We start from the raw sequence: 24,592 nt of genomic DNA, 5'->3' as shown, positions 1-24,592 counted from the left end.
TTTCCTTACGAATACAAGATATCGCCAGATTCTCACGAAATGAAGCAACGCTGGGTTTACAAAAGGTGGCCTCTTGTCAAACTGGGTGTACATCACCTATGGTTTTGTAAACCCAGCCAATGGAGGAGGGTGCGATGAGCGAGATGACGGGCACGATCCCGGCGGGCTCGACCGAACGCTGGACCGACGGCAAGCGGTATCTGTGGCTGATTGGCCTGGTGGTGCCTTCGCTCGCGTTCCTGGCCATCGGCCTGCACGCGGCCACCGGCTGGGGGGTGTGGTTCTGGATCGGGCCGATCGTGATCCTGGTGATCGTCCCGCTGATCGATCTGGTGGCCGGGCTGGACCGCAGCAATCCGCCCGACGACGTGATCGAACGGCTGGAGCGGGATCGCTACTACCGGTGGATCACCTTCGCCTTCCTGCCCATCCAGTACGCGGGTTTCGTGGTGGCGTTCTGGCTGATCGCCCGGGGCGACCTGTCCGTCGCGGACAAGATCGGCCTGGCGATCTCGATCGGCTGCATCGGCGGGATCGGCATCAACACCGCGCACGAACTCGGGCACAAGAAGGAGAGCCACGAGCGCTGGCTGTCGAAGATCGCGCTGGCGCAGAGCTTCTACGGCCACTTCTACATCGAGCACAACCGCGGCCACCACGTCCGGGTGGCCACCCCCGAGGACCCGGCCAGCAGCCGGGTGGGGGAGAGCTTCTACCGGTTCTGGCCGCGCACCGTGTTCGGCTCGCTGAAGTCCGCGTGGGGGCTGGAGCGCAAGCGCTACGCCCGGCGCGACCGGCATCCGTTCCGGATCGGCAACGACGTGCTCAACGCCTGGCTGATGTCGGCGGTGCTGTGGGCGGCGATGGCCGTATGGCTGGGGCCGGGGATCCTGCCGTACCTGGTGATCCAGGCGGTGGTCGGGTTCTCGCTGCTGGAGGTCGTGAACTACATGGAGCACTACGGCATGCGTCGGCAGATGGTCGGCCCGCCGAACCGACGGCGGTACGAACGCGTGGACCCCAGCCACAGCTGGAACTCCAACAACATCGCCACCAACGTGCTGCTCTACCACCTGCAGCGGCACAGCGATCACCACGCCAACCCGACCCGCCGCTACCAGACGCTGCGCGATTTCGCGGAATCGCCGGTGCTCCCGACGGGCTACGCCGGGATGATCGTGCTGGCGCTGGTCCCGCCGGTCTGGCGGCGCGTGATGGATCCGCGGGTGCTCGCGCATTTCGACGGCGACATTTCCCGCGCCAACATCCAGCCGTCGAAGCGGGCCAAGGTGCTGGCGCGGTACGGAACGCGGGTCACCGCGCCGTCGCGGCACGTCGCCGACACGCACGGCGACGCGACCGAGGGCGGGATGTGCCCCGGCTGCGGCTATGTGTACGACGAGAAACTCGGCGACCCGCGGGAGGGTTTCCCCGCCGGGACCCCGTGGTCGGCGATCCCGGACTCGTGGTGCTGTCCGGACTGCGGCGTGCGGGAGAAGGTCGATTTCGTGGCACCGGGAAGGGTCGGAGCATGATGAAGATCGAGGCGGACCGCGCGAAATGCGACGGGCTGGGCATGTGCGAGGCGATGGCACCCGACTTCTTCGAAGTGGGCGACGACGGCACGGTCGTGGTGCTCGACGAACAGCCCGGTGAGGAACACCGCCAGGACCTGTCGGCCGCCGTCGACGCCTGCCCGGTCCTCGCCCTGAAGCTGCGGGACTGATCATGGCACTGGTCGTCGTGGGCGCGTCGCTGGCCGGGTTGCGCGCGGTGGAGGCGGCGCGCCGGGACGGATACCGAGGGCGGATCGTGCTGATCGGCGCGGAGGACCATCCGCCGTACGACCGGCTCCCGCTGTCGAAGTCGTTCCTCGACGCGGAAGGACGCGGCGAGGTCGAGCCGTTCCACGGCGAGGACGCGTTGCGCGACGAGTTCGGTGTCGAGCTGATGCTCGGCGCGCCCGCGGACGGGCTCGACACCGCCGCCCGCGAGGTTTCGGTGGCGGGAAGGACGGTTCCCTACGAGGCATTGGTGATCGCGACCGGCGCCACCGCGCGGCGGCTGCCCGGCAGCGAGGGGATCGCCGGCGTCCACACGTTGAGGACGGCCGAGGACGCGCTGGCGGTCCGTGCGGCGCTCGACGCCGGGGCGCGCACGGTCGTGATCGGCGCGGGCTTCATCGGCTCGGAGGTCGCGGCCGCGGCTCGGAAACGCGGGCTGCCGTCGACGATCGTCGAGACGCTCGACGTCCCGCTCGTCCGGTCCGTCGGCGCCGAGGCCGGCGCGGTGTGCGCCTCGCTGCACCGGGAGGCGGGCACGGAACTGCGGTTGTCCACCACGGTCACCGGCCTGGAGTCCGACGGCGGCGCGGTGACCGGCGTCCGGCTCTCGACCGGCGAGGTGCTGCCCGCCGATCTGGTGGTCGCCGGCATCGGCGTCGTCCCGGCCACCGGCTGGCTGGCCGGAAGCGGGGTACCGCTGCACGAGCGCGACGGCGGCGTGGTGTGCGACGCCACGCTCGCGACCGGGGTGCCCGGCGTGTATGCCGCCGGGGATGTCGCACATGCCGCGAATCCGTTGTTCGACGGCGAGTCGATGCGGCTGGAGCACTGGACGAACGCCGCGGAGCAGGGTGCCGCGGCCGCTCGTCACGCGCTCGCGCCGGAAGCGGCGAAGGCGTTGTCGCCGGTGCCGTACTTCTGGTCGGACTGGTACGACCACCGGATCCAGTTCGTCGGCACCCCGCGTGCGGACGAGGTGGTGGCCGCCGTCCCGGAGTCCGGTGGTTACACCGCGCTGTACCGGCGCGGGGACCGGATCGTGGGGGCGCTGACCGTCGACCGGCCGCGGGAGATCATGAAGTACCGTCGGCACATCGCCGGGCGGGCGCCGTGGCGTGAGGCGCTGGCGTTCGCTGCGAAGATGGCGGCCTAGAATGACGATCATGAGTGAGGCACCGGTTACGGGAGGTCCGTACCGTCAACCGATCGTCGCGTCGGCGATCGAGCTGACCGTGCGTTCCGGCTGGTCCTCGGTGACGATGAGCAAACTCGCGGAGATCGTCGGCGTCAGCCGCCAGACCGTCTACAACGAACTCGGCTCGAAGACCCAGCTCGCCGAAGCGATGATCTCGCACGAACTCGCGCGGTTTCTTTCAGTGGTCCGGGATGCCTTCGAGCGGCACCCCGAAGACCTCGTCGAGGCGATCCACGACGCCGTCCGCGGTGTCCTCGAACTCGCCGACGACAATCTCCTGCTGCGTGCCATCGTCTCGGCCACGCACGGCGCCGACACCGAGTTGCTGCCGCTGCTGACGGTGCGGGCCGGGAGCCTGCTGAGCGAAGCGACCGTCATGCTGCGCGGCCGTGTCCGCGCGTACGGGCCGCCGCTGGACGCCGCGCAGCTGGACGTGGCGATCGACGTCGTGGTCCGGACCGTGCTGAGCCACATCATGCAGCCGTCGGACACTCCGGCGCGCACGGCCGACGCCCTGGCGTGGATGGCTTCGCGGGTGCTCGGCGCGACGACGACCCGTTCATTGCGGCATCTCTCGGAGAATTAGCGCCGCGGTCTCCGCCGGGGCCAGCCGGGTGTTGTCGATGCGCACGTGATCGTGCCGCTCGATCAAATCCTGGGCGTAGGTGCGCCGCGTGTCGTCGGTGTTCATGACGTAGTCGCGGTCGAGTTCGAGCAGATTGGCGCGGGAGAAGTCGAGGTCGCGCTTGCTGGGTTTGCGGTCGAGGCGGAGTTCGGTGGTGTTCCGTTCGAGGCGTTCGTCGAGATCCGCGTACAGCTCGACGAAACGCGTCCTGCCACCCCGCGACCGGACGATGTCGACGTACGAGGCGATGAGGTCGGTGTCCTCGGGGAGATCGAGACCCCATACGTAGGTGAAGACGAGGCCGGGCAACGCGGCGTCGGCCGCCTCCTCGATGACGCGGCGGCGGAACTCGTTGACGAGCCTGCCGAACGGCGGCGAGCCGAACGGGAAGATGCCGAGCACCGGCTCGACGGTCATGTGGTTGTGGAACAGCTTGAACCCGGTGAGCTCGCACAACTCCTCGCCGACGGTCATCTTGCCGACGGCGGGCGGTCCGAAGATCACGACGAAGTCCACTCGGCCACGGTAGCGGGCTCCCGATTCGGGGCGCGCGAAATTTGTCGGTGCCGTGTGCGACGCTCCACCGATGATCGTCGTGTTCGATGCCGAGCTCTGGGTCTGGGACGCCCGCCGTGGGGAGACCTGGACCTTCGTCAGCCTGCCCCAGGACATCTCCGAGGAGATCCGCGAGATCACCGACGGGCCGCGCCGGGGGTTCGGAGCGGTCCGGGTCCAGGTCGGTATCGGCGGCAGCAAATGGAAGACGTCGATCTTCCCGGACGCCAAACAAGGTGCCTATGTACTGCCGGTCAAGAAAGCGGTTCGCAAGGCCGAAGGAATCGAGGAAGGTGATATGGCGAAAGTGACCGTCGAGCTGATCGATCTCTGACCGTCAGAGGAGGCGTTCACCGAGCGGCGTCGTCCGGTAGAGGACGCCGCGGCCGGAGCGTTCACGCGTGACGAGTCCGCTGTCCCGCAGGACCTTGAGGTGCTGGGAGACCGCGCTCGGCGTCACACCCAAGGCGCGCGCGAGGTCGGTCGTGGTCGCGGGGGAGGACAACGCGGTCAGGAGAGTGGCTCGCGTCCGGCCGAGAAGTCGTATCGTCGTGGACCCGGGTGCCCGGGTTCCGGCGGCCCACAGGGTGCCGGTTCCCCGCGCCGGATAGCGGATCGTGGTCTGGGTCGACGTGTTCTTCTTGACCAGGACGTACGGCGAGCCGAGGACGACGGGGATCAGCACGAGACCGCCGGGTCCTCGCGTGACGACACTGTGCCGATTCCGCCAGCGCTCACCGGCGAGCGTCACCCGGTCGTCGTGCCAGCGCAGATCCGGATGCAGATCCGCGAACAACCGCTCGGCCCCACCCGCGGTCAGTTGCCGCGCGCGGAACCCGATGTCGGCGTCCAGTGCCGCTCGCATCCGCGGCCAATGCGGCGCGACGAGACGGTCGTGGGCTTCGCGCAGTTCGTTGGCGATTTCGCGCAGGCCGGATCGCGGGTTGTCGGCCAGTGCTGCCGCCGCGCGGGGAAGCTTCGCGCCGAAGACCCGGTCGAGGCTGGCTCTCACCCGGGCTTCGGGGGTTCGCCGCACCGCGTCCAGGTCGTTTTCGAGCGAAGCTCCCGAACCCCGCGGAGCAGGGACGAGGAACTCCGGCCAGCTGAGCCTGCCGTTGACGAGCAGCGGCCAGGTCCGGGGAAGATCGAGCGGCGCGCGATCGAGTTCCTCCCGTGCCCACCGTAGCCAGGGCAGATTGACCGGATTCCGGTCGAGGCCGGCGATCTGCAACAGGCAGGCCACGGTCTCGGACAGTGGCGAGATCGCGAACCGGGTCGCGGCCAGCTCGGAGACGCCCAGCTCGATGGTCATCGGCATCGCCCGAGTATGTAGCCATGAGCTAAATGGTGTCTCCGGAACACCGGACGTCGCCACGATCCGACCATGCCCGACCTACCCCGCGCTTACCGGCGGCTTTGGTGGGCCACCGGGATCGACAGCCTCGGCAACGGCGTCTTCGCGGCGGCGCTGCCCTTGCTGGCGGTGACGGTGAGCCACGACGCCAGAGACGTCGCCCTGGTCTCCGCGGCGACGTACCTGCCGTGGCTTCTGCTGTCGCTCACCGCCGGTTCCGTCGTCGACAAGGTCGACCGAACGACCCTAATGTGGCGAACGCAGACACTCCAAGCCCTGATCGTCGGTGTGCTCACCGCGCTCGTCGCGGCAGGGGCCGTCACCGTGCCCGTGCTCGTTCTGCTCGCGTTCGCGCTGGGGGCGTGCGACGTCTTCTACGACAACGCGGCGCAAACGGCGGTTCCGGATCTCGTGCCGAAAGGCCTGCTGCACCAGGCGAACGGCAGGCAGCAGGTGGCGATGATCGTGGGCAGGCAGTTCCTGGGCCCGCCGCTCGGGAGCCTGTTCTTCGCACTCGCCTGGACGTTGCCGTTCGCCGTCGACGCCGCGTCCTTCGTCGTCGCCGCGGTGCTCCTGGCGAAGCTGCCCGGACGAGGCGGTCAGGCGGAAAGCGCGAAGGTCCTCGATGGGGTCCGGTGGCTGATGAGGCACCGGTTGCTGCGCGCTCTCGCGTTGCTGTTGGGCGTCAACACCTTCTGTGGGCAGCTCGGGAACGCGACGCTCGTCCTGTTCGTGACCGACGTGCTGCATCTCGGCGCGGGGGTGTTCGGTCTCCTGCTCGCCGGTGCGGCGATCGGCGGTGTGGTGGGCGGGCTGGTGGTCACCAGGCTGGTCGCCTGGCTCGGCGACCTCCGCGCGCTGCTCGTCTCGCTCGCCGTGAACGCCGTGGTCTTCCTCGGAATGGGGTTCAGCCCGAACATCGCCGTACTCGGCGGGTTCTGGGCGGTGAGCAGTTTCGTGACGACCATCTGGAACGTCGTCACCGTCGGCGTCCGGCACCAGGAGGTGCCGTCCGCTCTGCTCGGCCGGGTCAACAGCGTCTACCGGCTGCTCGGCTGGGGGCTGATGCCGCTCGGCGCGCTGACCGGAGGGCTGCTCGCGCACAGGTTCGGGCTTCGCGTTCCCTATCCCGTCGCGGGCGTCGTGCGCGGCCTCGCGCTCGTGGCCGCGCTTCCGGTGATCGTTCCGGCGATGCGGGGCACTACTCCTCGGTGAGCTCGGCCAGCTGATCCGCGGCGTCCTGGTTCCCGGCCGCGGCCAGCCTCCGCAGTTCGTCCAGTGCGCCCAGTTCGGTCGCCGTTTCGATCAGCTGGTCCGCCGCGTCTCTGCTGCCGCCGTCGGCCAGCCGCCGGAGTTCGGCCAGGTCGCCGCTTTCGGCGGCGGCCTGGATCCGCTCGTCGATGGCGTCTTGATCAGCGCTCATGGTCACCAGGTTACGGGCACGATGTTCATTCCCGGCCGGTCTTCGCCAGTTTCGACGGCCACCAGATCTTCCGTCCGACGTCCACCGCCAGCGCCGGTACCAGCAGGGAGCGCACCAGGAGCGTATCGAGCAGGACGCCGAACGCGACGATGAAGGCCAGCTGCGCCAGGAAGAGGATGGGCAGGACGGCGAGGGCGGCGAAGGTCGCGGCGAGTACGACACCCGCGGACGTGATCACGCCGCCGGTGACGCGCAGACCGCGCAGCGTTCCCTCCCGAGTGCCGATCTTGCCCGCCTCTTCGCGGACCCTGGTCATCAGGAAGATGTTGTAGTCGATCCCCAGCGCGACGAGGAAGACGAAGCCGAACAGCGGGACGACGGGGTCCGCTCCGGGGAAGTCGAAAACGTGGTTGAACACCAGCGCCGAGACTCCCATCGTCGCGGCGAACGACAGCACCACCGTGCCGATCAGCAGCAGCGGTGCCAGCAGTGACCGCAGCAGCAGCGCGAGCACGAGGAAGATCACGGCCAGGACGATCGGGATGATCACCGTCCGGTCGTGCTCGGAGGTCTCCCGCGTGTCGAGCAGGGTGGCCGTGGGCCCGCCGACCTTGGTGCCGTCGACGGTGTGCACGGCGTCGCGGATCCGCTGCACCGTCGCGACGGCCGCGTCGGAGTCCGGGGGATCGGCGAGAACGGCGTCGATCTTCGCGAGCCCGCCCGCTTCGGTGCTTTGGCGGACGTCCGAGACGCCGGGGACACGCGCCAGCGTGGTGACGGCCTGAGCCTGGCCGGCGGGAGTGATGATCACCGTCGGCGAGCCGGAGCCGCCGGGGAAGTAGCGCGAGAGGACTTCCTGGCCCGCGACGGAATCGACCGGGGTGAGGAAGACGTCGGACTGCGCGGTGCCGGAAGCCTTGAGCTGGGGGAGGAACGCTCCGCCCGCGAGCAGGACGACGGTCGTGACGATCCAGATCGTCCGCGGTGCGCGGGAGACCAGGCCGGAGACGCGTGCCCAAAGCCCGCCGGTCTCGTCGCGCGGCGGGGCCACCGCCGGACGGAAGGGCCAGAAGGCGTTGCGCCCGCACAAGGCCAGGACGGCGGGCAGGAACGTGATGGTGGTGAGGAAGGCGGCGCCGATGCCGATGGCGGCGACCGGGCCGAGTCCCTTGTTGGAGTTCAGATCGCTGAACAGCAGGCACAGCACGCCGAGGATGACGGTCCCGGCGGAGGCCGCGATCGGCTCGATGGTCGAGCGCCAAGCCGTCCGGAGCGCGGTGCGCGCGTCGTCGGTCGTCCGGAGTTCTTCGCGGTAGCGCGAGATCATCAGGAGCGCGTAGTCGGTGGCGGCGCCGAAGACGAGGATGAACAGGATTCCCTGGCTCTGCCCGTTCAGCGCCAGCACGTCGTGCTCCGCGAGCAGGTACACCGCGAGACTCGCCGTGCCCAGCGCGAACACCGCCGACAGCAGCACGAGCAGGGGGAGGAGCGGGCTCCGGTACACGATGATCAGGATGAGCGCGACCACCGCGCCCGCGACCAGGAGCAGCAGCCCGTCGATCCCGCCGAACGCCTCCTTGAGGTCGGCGACCTGCGCGGCGGGGCCGGTCACGAGCACTTTCAACCCGTCCGGGGTGTCACGGGCGAGAGACTCCCGCAAAGCCTCGACGCCGTCACCGGGGTCGGTCGTGGCGTCCAGGAGCACGACCACCTGCGCGCCCGCGTTGCTCTGCGGAGCCGGGACGAGCCGTGCGTTCGACGTCCGGTCGGCGAGGAACCGCTTGTCGGCCTCGGTCAGGCCCGACGGCCGCTCGGCGACGACGATCGCCGGGATGACGGCGGCGCTGGAGAACTGCTTCTGGAGCTCGCCCACTTCGGTCGCTTCGGCCGACGCGGGCAGGAAACTGCTGCTGTCGTTCTCCGCGACCTGGCTGAGCTTCCCCGCGTACGGGCCGCTGAAGCCGCCGAAGATCAGCCAGGCGACCGCCACCAGGGCCGGCAGTAGCCACCGCAGACGTGACCGGGTGCGGGCGGGACGTTCGACTTCCGAGATCATGAGCGGATGGCTCCAGTGCTACTTCGACGAGTGAATAGTTCGACCATCGAAATAGTAGAGTGGTCATCCGGGCGGGGCAACGTGAGGGGAGCTACCCGACATGGCTGAGGACGCCGAACAGGTCACGGACGACCTGCTCGTACTCCTGCTGCGGCAGCTGACCGTCGAATCGGACCGGTTCGCGGAACTGTTCGGAGAGAAGCACGGCCTGCACCGGACCGACCTCAACGCGCTCGCGGTGATCATGGACGCCGCCAGGATGGGGGCGCCGATGAGTCCGAGCACACTCGCGAGCGCGTTGCACCTGAGCGCGTCGGCGACCACGGCGGTGCTGGACCGGCTGGAGCGGGCCGGGCACCTGCATCGCGACCGGAGCGCGACCGACCGGCGCAAGGTCGAGTTGCGGATGCACGAGAAGGCGCGCGAGATCGGGGCCGAGTTCTTCCTGCCCCTCGGACGGCGCTACGCCGAAGCCTGGCGGGAGATGGGGGAGGACGAGCGGCGGGCGGTCGCCCGGTTCCTTCGGGGCACCATCGCCGCGACCGTCGAAGTGCGAGGCCGGCTCGCACCGTGAAGACTCGGGAGCATGCGATGTGTGGTGCTCGGGGCGACGGGATATGTCGGTGGACGGCTGGTGCCGCAACTGCTCGAAGCGGGGCACGAGGTCCGCGTGGTGGCCCGGTCGCCGGAGAAGGTCGCCGAGGAGCCGTGGCGTGACCGGGTCGAGGTCGAACGCGGCGACGTCACGGATCCGTCCTCGATCGAGACGGCGCTGACCGGCTGCGAGGTCGTCTACTACCTCGTGCATTCGTTGGCGCGCAAGGACTTCGTCGACGTCGACCGCGAGGGGGCCAAGACGGTCGCCGAGGCCGCGAAGACGGCGGGCGCGCGGCGGCTGGTGTACCTGGGCGGCATCGTGCCGGACGACGAGGAGTTGTCGCCGCACCTGGCCTCACGCGCCGAAGTGGGCCGGGTCTTGCTGGACTCCGGGGTGCCCGCGATCGTCCTGCAGGCCGCGGTGATCATCGGCTCCGGCTCGGCGAGTTTCGAGATGCTGCGCTACCTGACGGAGCGGCTCCCGGCGATGGTCACGCCGCGCTGGGTGCGCAACCGCATCCAGCCGATCGCGATCCGGGACGTGCTGCACTACCTCGTGCACGCGGCCGAACTGCCGTCCGAAGTGAACGGTGCCTTCGACATCGGCGGACCCGACGTGCTGACCTATTTGGACATGATGCGCCGCTACGCCGTCGTGGCGGGCTTGCCGCGACGTGCCGTCGTCCCCGTGCCGGTGCTGACCCCTTGGCTGTCCGCGCAATGGGTCAACCTGGTCACGCCCGTGCCGAAGGCGATCGCGGTGCCGCTGATCGAGTCGCTGGTGCACGAGGTCGTCTGTCACGACCACGCGATCGCCGAGCACATCCCCGATCCGGAGGCGGGGCTGACCCACTACGAGCGCGCCGTCGAACTGGCGCTGTCCCGGATCCGCAACGCCGACGTGCCGACCCGCTGGTCGGACGCGTCGGGTGACGTGGCGCCCTCGGATCCGCTGCCGAGCGATCCGGACTGGGCGGGCGGGACCGTGTACGAGGACAAGCGTGAGCAGCGGACGGACGCCTCGCCGGAGGCGCTGTGGGACGTCATCGAGTCCATCGGCGGGGAACACGGGTGGTACTCGTTCCCGCTGGCCTGGTCGGTGCGCGGCTGGGCGGACCGGCTCGTCGGCGGTGTCGGGTTGCGGCGCGGCAGGCGGGATCCGCGACGGCTGCATCTCGGTGAGGCGCTGGATTGGTGGCGCGTCGAGTACCTCGACCGGCCGCGGCTGCTGCGGTTGCGGGCGGAGATGAAGCTACCGGGCCGTGCCTGGCTCGAACTCGGCGTCGAGTCCGATGAGGACGGTCGGACGATCTACCGGCAGCGCGCGGTGTTCGAGCCGCACGGGCTGGCCGGGCACGCGTACTGGAAGGGGATCGCGCCGTTCCACGGCGTCGTCTTCGGTGGCATGGTCCGCAACATCACCGGTGCGGCGCAGAAAGCGAGACAAACGGGGTGAAGGGAGCCTCCATCCGGACAGCGGGCCGTATGGGATCGTGAGCGGATGAGGATCTTGCTCGTGGAGGACGAGCGACGCCTGGCCGAGTCGCTCCGGGCGGGATTGAGCGCCGAGGGTTACGCCGTGGACGTCGCGCACAACGGCCGCGACGCGCTCTGGTACGCCGCCGAACATCCGTACGCCGCGATGATCCTCGACATCATGCTGCCGGGGCTGAACGGGTACCGCGTGTGCCGGAGGTTGCGCGAACGGGGCGACACCACCCCGATCCTCATGCTGACCGCGAAGGACGGCGAGGACGACGAGATCGAGGCGCTCGACACCGGCGCCGACGACTTCCTCCCGAAGCCGTTCTCCTACGGCGTCCTGCTCTCCCGGCTGCGTGCGCTGATCCGGCGCGGGGGAGCGATCCGGCCGGGCACACTGCGCCTCGGCGACCTCGAGCTGGACCAGGCGAGCCACACCTGCCGTCGAGGCGGCGCCGATATCCCGCTGACCACCAAGGAATTCGCCCTGCTGGCGTATCTGATGAAACGGCAGGGCGAGGTGGTCACCAAGGCGGAACTGCTGGAGAACCTCTGGGATTTCGCGGCTTCGGCGACCACGAACCTGGTGGAGGTCCACGTGAGCGCGTTGCGGCGGAAGATCGACCTGCCGTTCGGCGCGGAGACCATCCGGACGGTACGCGGCGCCGGCTACCACGTGGTGGGCTCCGGTGCCTAAGGCGTGGCGGTCGACCCGCTTCCGGGTCGCGCTGACGTCGTTCGTGACGTCCCTTGTCGCGCTCAGCGTCGTGTCGGCATGGCTGGTGCTCGATGCCCAGAACCGGCTGGGCAACGGCGCCGCGCAGGTGGCGAGGGAGCGTGCGGCCGCGGTCGTCCACGTGCTGAACACCGGCGCCGCTCCGGCTGATCTAGGGTTCCTTGTCCGGGGTTCGATCTACGAGGTGACCACCCAGACCGGTGAGCGGGTCGCGACCTGCCCCGGCCTGCGGTTCGGGACGATCGTCCCGGACGGAGGCTTCGAGTACGGCGACAGTGTCCAGAACCTCAAGCCCGGCGCCGTCGACCTCGCCAGCCGGGAATCCGTCGGCTGCGCGCGTGAGCTCGGGGAAGATCCGGAGAGGAACGGGATCCGGCTGCACGTGGCGGCCACCGTGAGTGGCGACAGCAAGTACCGGATCTACGGCGCCGCCATCGTCGACGAGTCCGGACAGGCGGCGCTCGATTCGGTGCGGGTGACGCTGCTGGTGGGTGTCCCGGTGATCGCCCTGCTGATCGGGGCGATCGCGTGGTTCGCGGTCCGCCGGTCACTGCGACCGGTCGAGGCGATCCGTTCCGAGGTGGCGGAGATCGGCGCGCACGACCTCTCCCGCCGGGTCCCGGCGCCGGACAGCGCCGACGAGATCGCGAAGCTCGCCGAAACGATGAACACGATGCTCGCGCGCCTGGACACCGCGGTCACCCGGCAGAGCCGGTTCACCTCGGACGCGTCGCACGAACTGCGCACTCCGCTGGCGTCCCTGCGGACTCAGCTGGAGGTGTTGCTCGCGCATCCGGACCGGCTGGACTGGCGCGACGCCTGCCGCAACGCGCTCCTCGACATCACGCGGCTGCAGGATCTCGTCGGAGACCTCGTCCTGCTCGGCAAGCTGGACAACGCCGAGCCGGACCGGGCCGCCCCGGTGCGACTGTCCGAAGTGGTCGAATCCTGTCTGTCCGGGAGGGTGGGTGTCCGCGCCGAGATCAGGGACGATCCGATGGTTTTCGGCGACCGCGGCAGGCTGGAGCGGCTACTGCGGAATCTGGTGGACAACGCGCAACGCCATGCCAGGACCGGGGTCGAGGTACGAACGTCCATTGTGGACGAATTCGCCGTGGTGACGGTGACCGACGACGGACCCGGCATTCCCGCTGCGGACCGCGAGCGGGTGTTCGACCGCTTCGTGCGGCTGGACGACGGACGTGCGCGTGACGAAGGCGGCGCGGGCCTCGGGCTGGCCATCGTGGCCGAGATCGCCCACGCGCACGGCGGCACCGTCGAGGTCGCCGACTACGACGGCGGCGCCCGTCTCGTCGTCCGCCTGCCGTTGGCGGAAGTGCGAAGCTGAAGACGTCTTCAGCTTCCTTAAGCTTCGGTTCAGCGTCCGGGCCCGAATCTTCGGGCCATGTTCGCTCCTTCGCTCCGTTCGTGGTGGCGGCCCCTCGGCCACGCCGACTACCTGGCCTCGTCGTGGTTCCCCGGCCTCACCGGTGTGCGCGCGCTCGCCGCCGTGGCCGTCGTGTTCTTCCACTACGGAGGTCCCGTCGTGGACCGCCTCCAGGGCTGGATCGCCGTGCAGCTGTTCTTCGTGCTGTCCGGTTTCCTCATCACGACACTGGCCCTGCGCGAGGAAGACCGTGACGGCCGGATCTCGCTGCGCGGGTTCTACCTGCGCCGGATCTTCCGGATCATGCCGGTGTACTTCCTGCTCCTGGCGCTGACCACGGTCGCGGTGACGATCGCCGGGACGTATCAGAGCAGCAGGCTCGCCGACGCCATGCCGTACTACCTCGTCTTCGGCAACGAACTCGTCGACTTCAACACGCCGTATCCGACCTCGTGGTCACTGGGGGTGGAGGAGAAGTTCTACCTGGTGTGGCCGGCGCTGCTGGTGCTGACGTCGTTCGCGAGAAGCGGGAAGACCGCGTTGCGCCTGTTGCTGGGCGTATCGGCCGTTCTCGGCGTGGTGCTGTTCGCGGTGCCGCTGGCACCGTCGCACACCTGGGCGAGCCTTTCGGTGCATTACTGCTCGCTGGTCGTCGGCTGTCTCTTGGCGATGACGCTCCACCATCCGCGCGGGTTCGCCCTGGTCCGGCCCTTGACCAGCCCGGCAGTCGCCACGGTGATCGGCTGCGGGTTCATCGTGCTCCAGTTCTCCGTCGGTCCGCTGGCGAAGGCGCTCGGCGGGCATTGGCAGTTCGTCGTCCCGGTCTACGCGGCGGGCTCGGCGCTGTTGCTCGTCGCCGTCGTCTCGCCCGGCCCGGTGCGAGCCCTGCTCGCGAGCAGGCCGTTGACGTTCGTCGGAGATCGTTCGTACGCGCTCTATCTCGCCCAGACCGGCGCCGCCGGGGTCACCGGCTGGCTGCTGCCCAGCGGACTCGCCAAGGCCGCCGCGACCACCGGTGTCGCGCTGGTGTTCGCCTGCGCGCTGCGCCGCTGGGTCGAACAGCCCGCCATCGCCTACGGCCGGAAGGTGCTCGAACGACGCGCGCCCGCCGAGCCTCCGGTGGAGGCCACGGCGGGCGCGCGGTGAAGCGGCGGATCAGTGGTGAGCGGCGGCCGGGGTGCCGCCGGCGCTCTTCTTGACGAACAGCGAACCGACGAACGCGGCCAGCCCGACGCAACCGGCGACCATGAACGTGGTGCGGATACCCGCCGAGTCGGGGCTGGCCGCCCCGGCCGTGGTCGTGCTCGCCGTGGCCACCGCGATGAACACGGCGGTGCCGAGTGCGCCGGCGAGCTGCTGCAGGGTGGCGAGGATCGCGCTGCCGTGTGAATAGAGGTGCTCGGGCAGCGACCCGAGCGACTCGGTCATCAGCGGGGTCATCATCAGGCCGAGCCCGCCCATGAGGAGGACGTGGATGGCGATGGCCGCGATGAGCGGCGATTCCGGGCCGAGCAGCGCGAACAGCCACAGCGAGACCGCCATCGCGGCCGCGCCGGGGATGACCAGGGGCCGGGGGCCGAAGCGGTCGTACAACGCGCCGACCGGGCGGCCGAGCAACCCGAGGACCAGACCGCCGGGGAGCACCGCGAGCCCGCTGACGAACGTGCTGGTGCGCAGGACGGTCTGCAGGTACAGCGGAAGCAGGATCGCCGCGGCGCCGAGCAGGCACATGAACAGCAGCGCCGTCAGCACCAGCGAGACGACGAAACTGCGGTGGGTGAACGGGCGCAGGTCCAGCAGCGCGCGATCTTCCTTCTGCAGGCGCAACTGGCGCCAGGTGAACACCGCGAGCGCCGCGGCCCCGACGACGATCGGCACCCACGGCGGCACCGGCTGGTGTCCACCCGCGGACTCGCCGGACACGGACAGGCCGTACAGCACGCCACCGAAACCGACGGCGGACAGGATCACCGACAGCACGTCCAGCGGAACCTTGCGGGTGTCGCTCTCCAGGCGCAGCTGAAGCAGGCCGACCACCAGGGCGGCGAGCGCGAGCGGCAGCACGATCCAGAACATCCAGCGCCAGCCGAGCGAGGAGAGCACGGCCCCGCCGATGGTCGGGCCGATCGCCGGGGCGACCGCGATGACGATGGTGATCGTGCCCATCGTGGCGCCGCGTTTCTCGACCGGGACCAGGCGCATCACCGTGGTCATCAGCAGCGGCAGCATCACCGCGGTACCGCAGGCCTGGATGACCCGGCCGGTCAGCAGGAGCGCGAAGCCCGGGGCCAGCGCGCTGACCAGGGTGCCGGTGCTGAACAGGGTCAGCGAGGCGAGGAAGACCTGGCGCGGGGTGAACCGTTCGAGCAGGAACCCGGTGGTCGGGATGACGACCGCCATGGTCAGCAGGAAGCCGCTGGTCAGCCACTGGACGGTGGTGGTCGGGACCTTCAGGTCGACGGTCAGGTCACGCAGCGCGACGCTCAGGATGGTCTCGTTGAGGATCATCACGAACGCGGACAGGACCAGGACCCCGATCAGGAGCCCGGCTTTCGCCGGTGCCCGTTCCTGGTCTTGGGTGGTTTCGGGCAGGGTCTCGGTCATCAGTGAAGGGCTCCTGGAAGGGCGCGGGTCCGCGTGGGCCGCCTTCGACGACGGCAACGGTGACAGCGAAGGCGAGGGTGAATTCGTCCTTCAGTCTGCCTGTGCCGGTCCTTGCCTGTCACGTGAATTTCCGTAGTGAGTACGGTCACTGCCCTTTCGGGCGGCCTCGGACAGCACGCCGGCGGAACGGATTTTCGGTGGTGGCACGATAAAATCGGCCTGTGACCAGAGCGATCACGGCGGAGCGGTGGCATTCGGTGCGGCGAGCCTATCGGGTGACGGGCGCGCGATTCGCGGAAATGGTGGGCCGCGTCCGGGATCCGGCGGCGATGGTCACCGCGGAGTGGACGGTGGCCGAAACGGTCGCCCACGTCGCGATGATCGCGAAGATGTACACGGCGCTGGTGCGCCCGGACAGCGCCCCGGTACTGGACGCCAGCGGCCGGAGCCAGGTCGAAAAGACCACTGTGGACACGGTTTCCGTATTGAACGGCTTGGTGCTTCGGGACTTTCCCGAACGCGACCTCGGTGTGCTGGTGACCGGATTGCTGGCGGACATCGAAGAAGTACTGCGCGTGACCGAGGACGCCGATCCGGCGAGGTTGCTGGATTGGCTCGGGGATTCGAAGGTGCCGCTGGCCGGTGTGCTCGCCCACCTGGTCAACGAACTGCAGATCCACGGCTGGGACATCGCCAGGGCGCTGAGACTGCCGTGGACGATTCCGCCGGCCGACGCGGCGTTGTTCTTCGATCTCTTCCTGGTCGGTGTGCTGGGTCACGACGTCGGGCACCTCCTCGACACCGACGAGCCGCCGCGAGAACGACGGATCGCCGTGGCGTTCCGGTCGGCCTACACGTCGCCGGTCGTGCTGGTGCTGCATCGGGGACGGGTGAGCGTCGAGGAGCCCGGAGGACCGGTCGACGCGCGGATCTCGTTCGATCCGCCGTCGCTGAACCTGATGCTGTTCCACCGGGTCGGCAAGGTCCGTTCCGCGCTGACGGGCAAGATCGTCATCGGCGGTCCGCGACCGTGGCTGCTCCCCGCATTCCTGCGTGTCGTGCGTCTGCCCTGAGCGCACGGCTAGGCTTTCGCGGTGCCGAGGGATTCCATCGACCGCATGGTCGACGAGTGGGCCGCCAGCGACGGCGCGCTCGACGTCAGCGCCCTGCAGGTGGTCGGCCGGTTGTTCCGCACCGCCGGGCACGGCCAGGCGGCCGTCGTCGAGGCACTTCGGCCGTTCGGTCTGAGCTATGCCGACTTCGACGTCCTGAACACGCTCCGGCGGCGCGACGATCCCGGCGGGACGCATCCGCGGGATCTGGCGGAGACCGCGCTGATCACCTCCGGCGCGATGACCGCGCGGCTCGACCGGCTGGAGCGGAGTGGCCTGGTGAAGCGTCACTCCGATCCCGAGGATCGCCGCGCGGTCCGGATCCGGCTCACCAAGGCCGGGACCGACCTCGCGGCGAAGGCGCTGGACGCCGTTCTCGTCGCCGACGAGGACATCCTGTCGCCGCTCAGTCCCGCGCAACGGCGGACGCTGGCCGCGCTGCTGAAGAAGCTCCTCCTGCACGCCGAAACGGGCTAAGCGTTCTCGGTCTCGAACTCCGCCTTGTACGCGGCCGCGCGCTCGATCGAGTCGACCGGCCAGGCGACCAGGCTCACCGGGACTCGGTCGCCGACGGCCGCCGCGACGTCGCGCGCGATGGTCAGTGAGGTGCCACCGCAGATCTCGATCGCCTCGGTCCCGGCGTCGGCCAGTTCGCGGGCGATCCGGACCGCGGTGGGGGAGTCCGGCACTGAAACCACCGTCGTCCTGCCGCCGTTCGCGTGCTCGCGGACCAGGCGGTGCTTCGCCGGATCGGCACTCGGATGCCCGACGAAGACGGTGGCGGAATCGCGGATCGGCCGCGGCGCCGGTGCCCCGTACCCCGCGATACCGACCGCGGCCCTGCCGTCGACGGCCTCGATGACCTGAGCGGCAGAGGCGAGGTCGAAACCGCGGTACAGCTCCATGAGCCGGGCGCCGTCGGCCACCGCCTCGGCCGCGACCTCCGCGGCGGCGGCGCCGTCCGGAACCCAGACGAGCAGGGCCTCCGCGTCGCCGAGGTCTTGTGTCACCCGGTCGATTCCGGGGTCGGAACCCGGCTCCAGAAAGAGGAACAGATCGATGTTCTCGGTCATGACATCCACCCAGTTAGCTTGGTATTAAACTACTTGACGCCAAGGTTAACCAGCCGGGAGTGCCGCGTATTCCGGGAAGTTCAGGCGGGAGCGTCGAACCGGCGCCGCGAGTCCTCGATGTGGCCGAGGAACCGGTGGGTCCAGTCGCACATCCCGTCGACCGTCGCGCGCAGGCCGTGGCCCGCCTCGGTGAGGGTGTAGTCGACGCGCGGCGGCACCGTCGGATGCACGGTTCGCTCGAGCAGGCCGTTGCGCTCCAGCATGCGGAGGTTCTGGGTGAGCATCTTGTGGCTGATGCCCTCGATGTCGTCGCGCAACTCGGTGAACCGCCGCGTGCGGTCGCCGATCGTTTCGATGATCAGGAGCGCCCACTTGTTGGCGACGTCGGAGAAGATCTCGCGCGCCAATGAGTCCGCCCGCAGGAGATCGGCGTCGTCCGAACCGTCGAGCTGCTTGGTCACCATCAGGTTCCCCAGTCACGAAAAAGTGCGTTCTTCCAGGTCGCCGCACACTCTCCTACAGTTCCTGGGTAACCACAAGTGACCTATGAGGAGTACGGATGAGCATCACCCTGGTGAATCCCGCGGGACTGCCGGAGATCCCCGCCTACCGGCAGGTGTCGATCGCGACCGGGTCGAAGCTGGTCTTCATCGCGGGGCAGGTCTCCTGGGGCGCGGACGGCGCCCTTGTCGGCGAAGGCGACCTCGCCGCCCAGGTCGAGCAGTGCTACCTGAACGTCGGTACCGCGCTCGCCGGGGCCGGCGCCACCTTCGACGACGTTGCGAAGGTGACCGTCTACGTCGTCGACTGGACGCCGGACAAACTCGCGCTGTTCCTCGAAGGCGTGGACCGGGCCGCCGCGAAACTGGGCGGTACCCCGGTCCCGCCGGGAACGCTGATCGGTGTCGCGGCACTCGACGTGCCCGAGCACCTCGTCGAGGTCGAGGCGACCGCGGTCATCGACTGAGGCTCACTGACCGCGTGCGGCACGCCAGATGGGGCTGTCGACGTAGTGGTTGTCGTACTGCTTCGAGGACGCGGCGATCTCCGAAGGGTCCGCTTCGCCGCGCGCGACCCGGTCGAGGAGGCGGTAGTAGTCGAAGCGGGCCATGCCCGGCGTGAAGGTGACCAGGACGTCCGCGTCCGATCCGGCGGCGGGCCCGAACGCGTGCGGCACCTGGGGCGGCACGGCGAGGAAGTCGCCCTTTTCCAGCGTGTGCAGGGTTTCCTCGACGAGGACCTGGAGTTTCCCTTCGAGCACGAAGAAGAACTCGGTCGCGCGGGTGTGGAAGTGGGCCGGAGTGCCGAAGACGCCGTCCTTCAGGGTCGCGCGGTTCGCGGTGAAGCCCCCGTCGGTGGTGTCCGAGTCGGCCAGCAGTGTGATCTCGCTGCCCGGCGCGTCGCTGACGATCTCGGCGTCGGCGGCCCGGAGGAGAATGGGGTCGAACATGGTGGCGGCTCCTTGGTTCTGCGTGTTCAGCAGGCTCGCTGACAGGACCAAGCCTCTCCCGGTGGCGGAAGGTGATCAACGCGGAAAGCCGCGCTGATCGATAATGCGGAGGTTATCGATGCGGCCTGGTCGCGCGTGAAGGACTCCTTTCCTCGGCTCAGCCGAGGGAAGGAGTCCTTCACGCGCTCGCCCATAGGTCAGGCGGCGAAGACCTGCGAGTCGTCGGCGAAAGCCTTGAACTCCAGTGCGTTGCCCGCCGGGTCCAGCAGGAACATCGTCCACTGCTCGCCGGTCTGACCCTCGAAGCGGACGTAGGGCTCGATGACGAACGAAGTGTCCGCGGCGCGCAGCCGGTCCGCGAGCTTCTGGAACTCCGGGACCGTCAAGATCAGCCCGAAGTGGGGGACGGGCACGTCGTGGCCGTCGACGGGGTTGTGGATCCGCTGCGGCCGTTCCGGGGCGAGGTGCGTGACGAACTGATGGCCGTGGAGGTTCCAGTCGATCCAGGTGTCGGAGCTGCGGCCCTGCTCGAGACCGAGGACTTCGCCGTAGAACGTGCGCGCGGCGGCCAGGTCGTCGACGGGCATGGCGAGGTGGAAGCGCGGGATGGGGGAGTCGAGGACGGTCATTCCGGGGGATCCTTTCCGGCGGGGCGAGCACTTGTCGCAATGTTAACATTAGGACAAAGTGCGTGGTCGCTACGATCGGGCGGTTCCGGCGGAAGGATGAGGATGAGCGAACCCGGCAGGGTGGTGCCGGCGCGTCGTCGCGGGCTGGCGGACGAGGTGGCCGACAGGGTCAGGGACGCCATCTTCGGCGGCGCCTATCCGCCCGGCGCGCAGCTGCGCGAGGTCGAGCTTTCGGAGGCGCTGGGTGTCAGCCGTGGTCCCGTACGGGAGGCGCTGCTGAAACTGGAGCGCGAGGGCTTGGTTCGCAGTGAATGGCATCGCGGCGCGATCGTCACGACGCTGTCCGATGTGGACGTCGCGGAGCTCGACAGCCTGCGCTCGGCCCTGGAACAGCTCGCTGTCCGGCTCGTGGTCGCGAACGCGCCGGAGGCGGACCTGGCCGCGATCGACGAGGTCGTCGACCGGATGGACCGGGCGCGCGACGAGCACGAGATGGTCCGCTGCGACATCGACTTCCACGACGCGGTCTATGCCGCGTCGGGGCACCGGCGGCTCGTCGAGGCGTGGCAGGCGATCCGCTCCCAGGTGTACCTGTTCCTGCTGACCCGGATCGGCGTGAGCTCCGACGGCTACCTCACGTGCATCCCGGCCGAGCATCGCCAGCTGGCGTCCGCGCTTCGTGCCCGTGATGGTGAGAAGGCGCTCGAACTGTTCGCCGTCCACCGCGGGGAAGCCTTCGACGTGCTGACCGGTAAGTGACCGTGCTCAATATCCGGTTCAACGACCTGGCCGCCGCCGCACTCGGCCCGGCGGATGCGATACCGCCCGGCCAGCTGGCGCCCGGGCTGCGGGAGATGATCGCCGACGGGGTCGTTCTGACCGGTGAAGTGCTCACTCTCGGTGGGATTCCCGACTGGGCCGGACGGCCGCCGGGAAGGCAGGCCAACCTGACCGGCTGGGAGTGTTTCGTCAGCAGCTTCCCTCTCGAAGACCATCTGCCGATCGAAGTGGGAAGCCTGCCGGACGGCGAACCGGTGATCTCCGAAGCGGATCAGACCCTAATGTTGCGTCACGGCCTCGGGTTCGCGCTCGAGATCGCCAAGGCGGCGCCGGTCGCCGTCCGGTGCGTCGTCGGGGCCAACAGTACGAACGGGACGTTCCGGTTCCACCGTGCCCGGCCGGGGGAGTCCTGGCTTCACAGCGATCTGGACGCCTATCGTATGGAGAAGGTGATCACCGTCGATCGCGGTCCCGCGACCCTGGGCGGAACCCCCTGGTGACCGATACGGCGCCGAGGCGGACGAAATGGTGCCCTGGGTCTTGACGCCAAGGTGGGCCACGGCTTAACTCAAGCCCTGAAATAAGGCGTGTCCCGGGTCACAGGCCCGGACGCGGCTTGGCCACTCACCCCGAGGACCATCGATGCGAATCGGAAAGATCGCTCCCGCGCTCGTCCTGGCGCTGGCGGCCGCCGCCACGACGGCTTGCGGCGGCGGCGACACGTCGTCCAGTGCTCCCAAGGAGCTCGTGTACTGGGCGTCCAACCAGGGCACCAGTCTCGACAACGACAAGGCCGTCCTGCAGCCCGAACTCGACAAGTTCGAGAAGGCCTCCGGGATCAAGGTCAAGCTCGAGGTCGTCCCGTGGACGGATCTGCTCAACCGGATCCTCGCGGCCACCACGTCCGGCAAGGGGCCGGACGTGCTCAACATCGGCAACACCTGGTCGGCCTCGTTGCAGGCGACCGGGGCGTTCTTGCCGTTCGACGACGCCGCGCTGGAGAAGGTCGGCGGGAAGTCGCGGTTCCTCGGGCCCTCCCTGGCGGCCACCGGGGCAAGCGGGCAGCCGCCGGTCGGCGTACCGCTCTACGGCCAGGCGTACGGCCTGTACTACAACAAGAAACTCTTCGCCGAGGCCGGCATCCCCAAGCCGCCCGCCACCTGGGAAGAGCTCGTCGAGAACGGCAAGAAGCTCACCAAACCGGACAAGGGTCAGTGGGGGCTGTCGCTGCAAGCCGGCCAGGTCACGGAGAACAGCCACCACGCGGCGATCCTCGGCGCTCAGCAGGGTGCGCAGTTCTTCACCGCCGAGGGCAAACCGCAGCTCGCGTCGGATCCCTCTGTCGCGGCCGTGCGGCAGTTCGTCGACCTGATGCAGAAGGACAAGATCGTCAACCCGGCCAACGCCGAGTACGCCGACACCGCCAAATCCCTCAAGGACCTGTCCGACGGCAAGGCCGCGATGTTCATGAACCAGGCTTCCGCGGGGTCGTTCAAGAACATCGGGATGGACATGGCGAACCTCGGTGTCGCACCGATCCCGTTACCCGCCACCGCGCCGCCGAACGGCCGGAAGGTGACCAGTTTCGTCGCGGGCATCAACATGTCGGTCTTCAAGAACACCAAGAACCCCGACGCCGCCCTGGACTTCGTCAAGTTCATGGTTTCGGCGCCGGAGCAGGCGCTGCTCAACAAGACCTACGGTTCGCTGCCGACCGTCCAGGACGCCTACAGCGACGCGGCGTTCCAGACCGAAGACGTCAAGGTGTTCCAGAACGTGCTCGCGAATTCGGCCGAGCCGATGCCGCAGGTTCCGCAGGAATCGCAGTTCGAGACCCTGATCGGCACCGCGATGAAGGGGATGTTCGCCGACGTCGCGGCGGGCAAACCGGTCGACGAGGCCAAGATCCGCGACCAGCTGAACCAGGCGGACCAGCAGATCGCGGCCGGTAGTTGATGCCGACCGCGCTCGACGAAGCCCCGGCCGTGAAGGCGGCCGGGGCCCCCGGACCCCAGGGTGTCCGGCGCAAGCGGCGCCGGGTCGCGCTGCCGTATCTGCTCCTGCTTCCGGCGATCCTGCTCGAACTGCTCGTCCATCTGATCCCCATGGTCGCCGGGCTCGTGATGAGCTTCTTCAAGCTCACGCAGTTCTCCATCCGGGACTTCTCGTCGGCCCCGGCGGCAGGTCTGGACAACTACAAGTTCGTCCTTGACTTCAACGCGGCGGCGGGGAAGTCGCTGCTCGGCTCGTTCTGGATCAGCATCCTCTACACCGTCCTTTCGGTCGGCTTCTGCTGGCTCTTCGGGACGTCGGCGGCCGTGCTGATGCAGAAGGACTTCCGCGGGCGCGGCCTGCTGCGGACGCTGTTCCTGGTGCCGTACGCGCTGCCGATGTACGCCGCGGTGATCACCTGGTCGTTCATGTTCCAGAAGGACACCGGCCTGGTGAACGACCTGCTGGGCACCGATTCCTTCTGGCTCATCGGGGACAACAGCTTCTGGTCGCTGGTGGTCGTCTCGGTGTGGCGCAACTGGCCGTTCGCGTTCCTGATCGTGATGGCCGGACTGCAGAACATCCCCGGCGAACTGTACGAGGCGGCCGCCATCGACGGCGCGAGCTGGTGGCGCCAGTTCCGGGCGATCACCCAGCCGATGCTGCGCCCGGTCAACCAGGTCCTGCTGCTGGTGCTGTTCCTGTGGACGTTCAACGATTTCAACACGCCGTATGTCCTTTTCGGAGCGTCCGCGCCGAAGGAGGCGTCGCTGATCTCGATCCACATCTACCAGAGCTCGTTCGTGACCTGGAACTTCGGTCTCGGCTCGGCGATGTCGGTGCTTCTTCTGCTGTTCCTGCTGATCGTCAGCACCGTCTACTTGGGACTGACCGCACGCAGGAGGAACGCCGTTGTCTGAGCCTCGCTGGGTCCCGTGGGCCCGCCGATTCGTCCTCGGTTTCCTCGCCCTGTTCACCCTGATTCCGCTGTACGCGATGGTTTCTTCGTCGCTGAAGCCGCTCGGGGACGTGCAGGGCACCTGGGAGTGGATCCCGACGACGCTGACCATCCAGCCGTTCTTCGACATCTGGGAGACCATCCCGCTCGCCGAGTACTTCGTGAACAGCCTGGTCATCTCCGGATCGGCGGCGATCCTCTCCGTGGTGATCGCGATTTTCGCGGCGTACGCGCTGAGCAGGTTCCGCTTCCGCGGCAAGAACTTCTTCAAGATGACCGTGCTGTCCACGCAGATGTTCCCCGGCATCCTGTTCCTGCTGCCGCTGTTCCTGATCTTCGTCAACATCGGCAACACCACCGGCATCGTCCTGTACGGCTCCCGGCTCGGGTTGATCATCACGTATCTGACCTTCTCGCTGCCGTTCGCCATCTGGATGCTCGCCGGCTACATCGACTCCATCCCCAAGGAACTCGACGAAGCCGCGATGGTCGACGGCACCGGGCCGTTCGGCGCGCTGATCCGCGTGGTGGTCCCGGCGGCCATGCCGGGCATCGTCGCGGTGGGGATCTACTCGTTCATGACGGCCTGGGGCGAGGTCCTGTTCGCGTCGGTGATGACCGACTCGGGCACGCGGACCCTCGCCGTCGGTCTCCAGGAGTACTCCACCCAGGTCCAGGTGTACTGGAACCAGGTCATGGCCGCGTCCCTGATCGTCTCCGTCCCGGTCGTCGCCGGATTCCTTCTGCTCCAGCGTTACCTCGTCGCCGGGCTCACCGCCGGTGCCGTGAAATGACCCGCC

The 24,592-nt window shown here is 68.7% G+C and carries 28 protein-coding genes; 19 read left to right on the top strand and 9 right to left on the bottom strand.

Translation table 11 applies throughout. The annotated features are described in order from the left end of the window. The first annotated feature begins 134 nt into the window (after nucleotides 1-134). From AB8M46_RS21385 to AB8M46_RS21370, 4 genes are read left to right on the top strand one after another with little or no spacing between them, the layout of a single operon-like run. Nucleotides 135-1,535, top strand: coding sequence for a fatty acid desaturase (locus tag AB8M46_RS21385; protein WP_016334611.1), 1,401 nt, complete (start codon nucleotides 135-137; stop codon nucleotides 1,533-1,535). After that, on the top strand, nucleotides 1,532-1,726 hold the full coding sequence (locus AB8M46_RS21380) for a ferredoxin (protein WP_037338602.1): 195 nt from the start codon (nucleotides 1,532-1,534) through the stop codon (nucleotides 1,724-1,726). The genes AB8M46_RS21385 and AB8M46_RS21380 overlap by 4 nt, the downstream gene beginning before the upstream one ends. A gap of 2 nt (nucleotides 1,727-1,728) precedes the next feature. Further along, complete coding sequence (locus AB8M46_RS21375; protein WP_394361317.1) at nucleotides 1,729-2,937, top strand: NAD(P)/FAD-dependent oxidoreductase; 1,209 nt, start codon at nucleotides 1,729-1,731, stop codon at nucleotides 2,935-2,937. Nucleotide 2,938: 1 nt separating this feature from the next. Then, nucleotides 2,939-3,565, top strand: a complete 627-nt coding sequence (locus tag AB8M46_RS21370; protein ID WP_037338600.1) for a TetR family transcriptional regulator — start codon at nucleotides 2,939-2,941, stop codon at nucleotides 3,563-3,565. Here the strand turns inward: AB8M46_RS21370 and AB8M46_RS21365 are convergent. Next, a complete protein-coding gene (locus AB8M46_RS21365) occupies nucleotides 3,539-4,120 on the bottom strand; it encodes an AAA family ATPase (protein WP_394361316.1) in 582 nt (193 codons plus the stop codon). The two genes, AB8M46_RS21370 and AB8M46_RS21365, sit on opposite strands and share 27 nt — an antisense overlap. Before the next feature lie 70 nt (nucleotides 4,121-4,190). Here AB8M46_RS21365 and AB8M46_RS21360 point away from each other — a divergent pair, with 70 nt between their 5' ends. After that, the gene (locus AB8M46_RS21360) at nucleotides 4,191-4,493 is read left to right on the top strand and encodes a DUF1905 domain-containing protein (protein ID WP_037338595.1); all 303 of its coding nucleotides are present in this window, start codon (nucleotides 4,191-4,193) and stop codon (nucleotides 4,491-4,493) included. Between the two features lie 3 nt (nucleotides 4,494-4,496). Here the strand turns inward: AB8M46_RS21360 and AB8M46_RS21355 are convergent, their stop codons facing one another. After that, the gene (locus tag AB8M46_RS21355; protein WP_394361315.1) at nucleotides 4,497-5,477 is read right to left on the bottom strand and encodes a metalloregulator ArsR/SmtB family transcription factor; all 981 of its coding nucleotides are present in this window, start codon (nucleotides 5,475-5,477) and stop codon (nucleotides 4,497-4,499) included. A gap of 66 nt (nucleotides 5,478-5,543) precedes the next feature. Here AB8M46_RS21355 and AB8M46_RS21350 point away from each other — a divergent pair, with 66 nt between their 5' ends. Further along, the gene (locus AB8M46_RS21350) at nucleotides 5,544-6,728 is read left to right on the top strand and encodes an MFS transporter (RefSeq protein WP_394361314.1); all 1,185 of its coding nucleotides are present in this window, start codon (nucleotides 5,544-5,546) and stop codon (nucleotides 6,726-6,728) included. On the opposite strand, the gene AB8M46_RS21345 is transcribed toward AB8M46_RS21350, so the two are convergent. Both AB8M46_RS21345 and AB8M46_RS21340 read right to left on the bottom strand, forming a co-directional pair. Continuing rightward, nucleotides 6,715-6,936: a hypothetical protein gene (locus AB8M46_RS21345; RefSeq protein WP_125733751.1), complete on the bottom strand. Its 222-nt coding sequence runs from the start codon at nucleotides 6,934-6,936 to the stop codon at nucleotides 6,715-6,717. The genes AB8M46_RS21350 and AB8M46_RS21345 overlap by 14 nt on opposite strands. 25 nt (nucleotides 6,937-6,961) lie before the next feature. After that, a complete protein-coding gene (locus tag AB8M46_RS21340; RefSeq protein WP_394361313.1) occupies nucleotides 6,962-8,992 on the bottom strand; it encodes an MMPL family transporter in 2,031 nt (676 codons plus the stop codon). A 100-nt stretch (nucleotides 8,993-9,092) separates the two neighbouring features. Here AB8M46_RS21340 and AB8M46_RS21335 point away from each other — a divergent pair, with 100 nt between their 5' ends. Genes AB8M46_RS21335 through AB8M46_RS21315 form a run of 5 tightly spaced genes read left to right on the top strand, consistent with a single transcriptional unit; the run spans nucleotide 9,093 to nucleotide 14,340 of the window. Next, nucleotides 9,093-9,566 carry a MarR family transcriptional regulator gene (locus tag AB8M46_RS21335; RefSeq protein WP_037338589.1) on the top strand — a complete coding sequence of 158 codons (474 nt, stop codon included), beginning with the start codon at nucleotides 9,093-9,095 and terminating at the stop codon, nucleotides 9,564-9,566. 12 nt (nucleotides 9,567-9,578) lie between these two features. Then, nucleotides 9,579-11,045, top strand: a complete 1,467-nt coding sequence (locus tag AB8M46_RS21330; protein WP_378421631.1) for an SDR family oxidoreductase — start codon at nucleotides 9,579-9,581, stop codon at nucleotides 11,043-11,045. Nucleotides 11,046-11,090: 45 nt separating this feature from the next. After that, nucleotides 11,091-11,768 carry a response regulator transcription factor gene (locus AB8M46_RS21325; protein WP_378421629.1) on the top strand — a complete coding sequence of 226 codons (678 nt, stop codon included), beginning with the start codon at nucleotides 11,091-11,093 and terminating at the stop codon, nucleotides 11,766-11,768. Beyond that, nucleotides 11,761-13,155 carry an ATP-binding protein gene (locus AB8M46_RS21320; RefSeq protein ID WP_394361312.1) on the top strand — a complete coding sequence of 465 codons (1,395 nt, stop codon included), beginning with the start codon at nucleotides 11,761-11,763 and terminating at the stop codon, nucleotides 13,153-13,155. The genes AB8M46_RS21325 and AB8M46_RS21320 overlap by 8 nt, the downstream gene beginning before the upstream one ends. A gap of 57 nt (nucleotides 13,156-13,212) precedes the next feature. Next, the gene (locus AB8M46_RS21315; protein ID WP_394361311.1) at nucleotides 13,213-14,340 is read left to right on the top strand and encodes an acyltransferase family protein; all 1,128 of its coding nucleotides are present in this window, start codon (nucleotides 13,213-13,215) and stop codon (nucleotides 14,338-14,340) included. A gap of 9 nt (nucleotides 14,341-14,349) precedes the next feature. Here the strand turns inward: AB8M46_RS21315 and AB8M46_RS21310 are convergent, their stop codons facing one another. Next, a complete protein-coding gene (locus tag AB8M46_RS21310; RefSeq protein ID WP_037338577.1) occupies nucleotides 14,350-15,798 on the bottom strand; it encodes a DHA2 family efflux MFS transporter permease subunit in 1,449 nt (482 codons plus the stop codon). A gap of 299 nt (nucleotides 15,799-16,097) precedes the next feature. Between AB8M46_RS21310 and AB8M46_RS21305 the strand changes: the two genes are divergently transcribed. Together AB8M46_RS21305 and AB8M46_RS21300 are read left to right on the top strand one after the other, a co-directional pair. Next, nucleotides 16,098-16,871, top strand: a complete 774-nt coding sequence (locus AB8M46_RS21305; RefSeq protein ID WP_394361736.1) for a maleylpyruvate isomerase N-terminal domain-containing protein — start codon at nucleotides 16,098-16,100, stop codon at nucleotides 16,869-16,871. A 21-nt stretch (nucleotides 16,872-16,892) separates the two neighbouring features. Then, nucleotides 16,893-17,387 (top strand): MarR family winged helix-turn-helix transcriptional regulator, encoded by a 495-nt coding sequence (locus AB8M46_RS21300; RefSeq protein WP_394361310.1) that lies wholly within the window; start codon nucleotides 16,893-16,895, stop codon nucleotides 17,385-17,387. On the opposite strand, the gene AB8M46_RS21295 is transcribed toward AB8M46_RS21300, so the two are convergent. Together AB8M46_RS21295 and AB8M46_RS21290 are read right to left on the bottom strand one after the other, a co-directional pair. Then, on the bottom strand, nucleotides 17,384-17,983 hold the full coding sequence (locus AB8M46_RS21295) for a DUF6506 family protein (protein WP_394361309.1): 600 nt from the start codon (nucleotides 17,981-17,983) through the stop codon (nucleotides 17,384-17,386). The two genes, AB8M46_RS21300 and AB8M46_RS21295, sit on opposite strands and share 4 nt — an antisense overlap. 80 nt (nucleotides 17,984-18,063) lie before the next feature. Further along, nucleotides 18,064-18,447 carry a helix-turn-helix domain-containing protein gene (locus AB8M46_RS21290; RefSeq protein ID WP_037338572.1) on the bottom strand — a complete coding sequence of 128 codons (384 nt, stop codon included), beginning with the start codon at nucleotides 18,445-18,447 and terminating at the stop codon, nucleotides 18,064-18,066. A gap of 95 nt (nucleotides 18,448-18,542) precedes the next feature. Here AB8M46_RS21290 and AB8M46_RS21285 point away from each other — a divergent pair, with 95 nt between their 5' ends. Beyond that, nucleotides 18,543-18,950 carry a RidA family protein gene (locus AB8M46_RS21285; RefSeq protein WP_394361308.1) on the top strand — a complete coding sequence of 136 codons (408 nt, stop codon included), beginning with the start codon at nucleotides 18,543-18,545 and terminating at the stop codon, nucleotides 18,948-18,950. A gap of 3 nt (nucleotides 18,951-18,953) precedes the next feature. Here AB8M46_RS21285 and AB8M46_RS21280 read toward each other — a convergent pair whose 3' ends face one another. Both AB8M46_RS21280 and AB8M46_RS21275 read right to left on the bottom strand, forming a co-directional pair. Continuing rightward, nucleotides 18,954-19,433: a cupin domain-containing protein gene (locus tag AB8M46_RS21280; protein ID WP_394361307.1), complete on the bottom strand. Its 480-nt coding sequence runs from the start codon at nucleotides 19,431-19,433 to the stop codon at nucleotides 18,954-18,956. 197 nt (nucleotides 19,434-19,630) lie between these two features. Further along, complete coding sequence (locus AB8M46_RS21275; RefSeq protein WP_016334582.1) at nucleotides 19,631-20,062, bottom strand: VOC family protein; 432 nt, start codon at nucleotides 20,060-20,062, stop codon at nucleotides 19,631-19,633. Between the two features lie 102 nt (nucleotides 20,063-20,164). On the opposite strand from AB8M46_RS21275, the gene AB8M46_RS21270 reads away from it, so the two are divergent. The 5 genes from AB8M46_RS21270 to AB8M46_RS21250 all read left to right on the top strand — a co-directional run bounded on the left by AB8M46_RS21270 (nucleotide 20,165) and on the right by AB8M46_RS21250 (nucleotide 24,586). Then, nucleotides 20,165-20,821, top strand: coding sequence for a GntR family transcriptional regulator (locus AB8M46_RS21270; protein ID WP_394361306.1), 657 nt, complete (start codon nucleotides 20,165-20,167; stop codon nucleotides 20,819-20,821). Then, a complete protein-coding gene (locus AB8M46_RS21265) occupies nucleotides 20,818-21,342 on the top strand; it encodes a hypothetical protein (RefSeq protein WP_394361305.1) in 525 nt (174 codons plus the stop codon). The genes AB8M46_RS21270 and AB8M46_RS21265 overlap by 4 nt, the downstream gene beginning before the upstream one ends. Before the next feature lie 142 nt (nucleotides 21,343-21,484). Continuing rightward, nucleotides 21,485-22,798, top strand: a complete 1,314-nt coding sequence (locus AB8M46_RS21260) for an ABC transporter substrate-binding protein (protein ID WP_394361304.1) — start codon at nucleotides 21,485-21,487, stop codon at nucleotides 22,796-22,798. Continuing rightward, the gene (locus tag AB8M46_RS21255; protein WP_394361303.1) at nucleotides 22,798-23,754 is read left to right on the top strand and encodes a carbohydrate ABC transporter permease; all 957 of its coding nucleotides are present in this window, start codon (nucleotides 22,798-22,800) and stop codon (nucleotides 23,752-23,754) included. Before AB8M46_RS21260 ends, AB8M46_RS21255 begins: the two co-directional genes overlap by 1 nt. Beyond that, complete coding sequence (locus AB8M46_RS21250; RefSeq protein WP_037338559.1) at nucleotides 23,747-24,586, top strand: carbohydrate ABC transporter permease; 840 nt, start codon at nucleotides 23,747-23,749, stop codon at nucleotides 24,584-24,586. The genes AB8M46_RS21255 and AB8M46_RS21250 overlap by 8 nt, the downstream gene beginning before the upstream one ends. The last annotated feature ends 6 nt before the right edge of the window (nucleotides 24,587-24,592 follow it).

The sequence above is a fragment of the Amycolatopsis sp. SB7-3 genome (genome assembly GCF_041021335.1).
Lineage (GTDB): Bacteria > Actinomycetota > Actinomycetes > Mycobacteriales > Pseudonocardiaceae > Amycolatopsis > Amycolatopsis japonica.
The sequence above is the reverse complement of the archived record's forward strand: the minus strand, read 5'-3'. Positions and strand labels throughout refer to the sequence as shown.

What these genes read in the sequence shown, in the direction of transcription:
- AB8M46_RS21385 (WP_016334611.1), top strand. Translation starts at nt 135, where the DNA reads ATGAGCGAGATGACGGGCACGATCCCGGCGGGCTCGACCGAACGCTGG.
- AB8M46_RS21380 (WP_037338602.1), top strand. Translation starts at nt 1,532, where the DNA reads ATGATGAAGATCGAGGCGGACCGCGCGAAATGCGACGGGCTGGGCATG.
- AB8M46_RS21375 (WP_394361317.1), top strand. Translation starts at nt 1,729, where the DNA reads ATGGCACTGGTCGTCGTGGGCGCGTCGCTGGCCGGGTTGCGCGCGGTG.
- AB8M46_RS21370 (WP_037338600.1), top strand. Translation starts at nt 2,939, where the DNA reads ATGACGATCATGAGTGAGGCACCGGTTACGGGAGGTCCGTACCGTCAA.
- AB8M46_RS21360 (WP_037338595.1), top strand. Translation starts at nt 4,191, where the DNA reads ATGATCGTCGTGTTCGATGCCGAGCTCTGGGTCTGGGACGCCCGCCGT.
- AB8M46_RS21355 (WP_394361315.1), bottom strand. Translation starts at nt 5,477, where the DNA reads ATGCCGATGACCATCGAGCTGGGCGTCTCCGAGCTGGCCGCGACCCGG.
- AB8M46_RS21350 (WP_394361314.1), top strand. Translation starts at nt 5,544, where the DNA reads ATGCCCGACCTACCCCGCGCTTACCGGCGGCTTTGGTGGGCCACCGGG.
- AB8M46_RS21345 (WP_125733751.1), bottom strand. Translation starts at nt 6,936, where the DNA reads ATGAGCGCTGATCAAGACGCCATCGACGAGCGGATCCAGGCCGCCGCC.
- AB8M46_RS21340 (WP_394361313.1), bottom strand. Translation starts at nt 8,992, where the DNA reads ATGATCTCGGAAGTCGAACGTCCCGCCCGCACCCGGTCACGTCTGCGG.
- AB8M46_RS21335 (WP_037338589.1), top strand. Translation starts at nt 9,093, where the DNA reads ATGGCTGAGGACGCCGAACAGGTCACGGACGACCTGCTCGTACTCCTG.
- AB8M46_RS21330 (WP_378421631.1), top strand. Translation starts at nt 9,579, where the DNA reads ATGCGATGTGTGGTGCTCGGGGCGACGGGATATGTCGGTGGACGGCTG.
- AB8M46_RS21325 (WP_378421629.1), top strand. Translation starts at nt 11,091, where the DNA reads ATGAGGATCTTGCTCGTGGAGGACGAGCGACGCCTGGCCGAGTCGCTC.
- AB8M46_RS21315 (WP_394361311.1), top strand. Translation starts at nt 13,213, where the DNA reads ATGTTCGCTCCTTCGCTCCGTTCGTGGTGGCGGCCCCTCGGCCACGCC.
- AB8M46_RS21310 (WP_037338577.1), bottom strand. Translation starts at nt 15,798, where the DNA reads ATGACCGAGACCCTGCCCGAAACCACCCAAGACCAGGAACGGGCACCG.
- AB8M46_RS21305 (WP_394361736.1), top strand. Translation starts at nt 16,098, where the DNA reads ATGGTGGGCCGCGTCCGGGATCCGGCGGCGATGGTCACCGCGGAGTGG.
- AB8M46_RS21295 (WP_394361309.1), bottom strand. Translation starts at nt 17,983, where the DNA reads ATGACCGAGAACATCGATCTGTTCCTCTTTCTGGAGCCGGGTTCCGAC.
- AB8M46_RS21290 (WP_037338572.1), bottom strand. Translation starts at nt 18,447, where the DNA reads ATGGTGACCAAGCAGCTCGACGGTTCGGACGACGCCGATCTCCTGCGG.
- AB8M46_RS21285 (WP_394361308.1), top strand. Translation starts at nt 18,543, where the DNA reads ATGAGCATCACCCTGGTGAATCCCGCGGGACTGCCGGAGATCCCCGCC.
- AB8M46_RS21280 (WP_394361307.1), bottom strand. Translation starts at nt 19,433, where the DNA reads ATGTTCGACCCCATTCTCCTCCGGGCCGCCGACGCCGAGATCGTCAGC.
- AB8M46_RS21275 (WP_016334582.1), bottom strand. Translation starts at nt 20,062, where the DNA reads ATGACCGTCCTCGACTCCCCCATCCCGCGCTTCCACCTCGCCATGCCC.
- AB8M46_RS21270 (WP_394361306.1), top strand. Translation starts at nt 20,165, where the DNA reads ATGAGCGAACCCGGCAGGGTGGTGCCGGCGCGTCGTCGCGGGCTGGCG.
- AB8M46_RS21260 (WP_394361304.1), top strand. Translation starts at nt 21,485, where the DNA reads ATGCGAATCGGAAAGATCGCTCCCGCGCTCGTCCTGGCGCTGGCGGCC.
- AB8M46_RS21255 (WP_394361303.1), top strand. Translation starts at nt 22,798, where the DNA reads ATGCCGACCGCGCTCGACGAAGCCCCGGCCGTGAAGGCGGCCGGGGCC.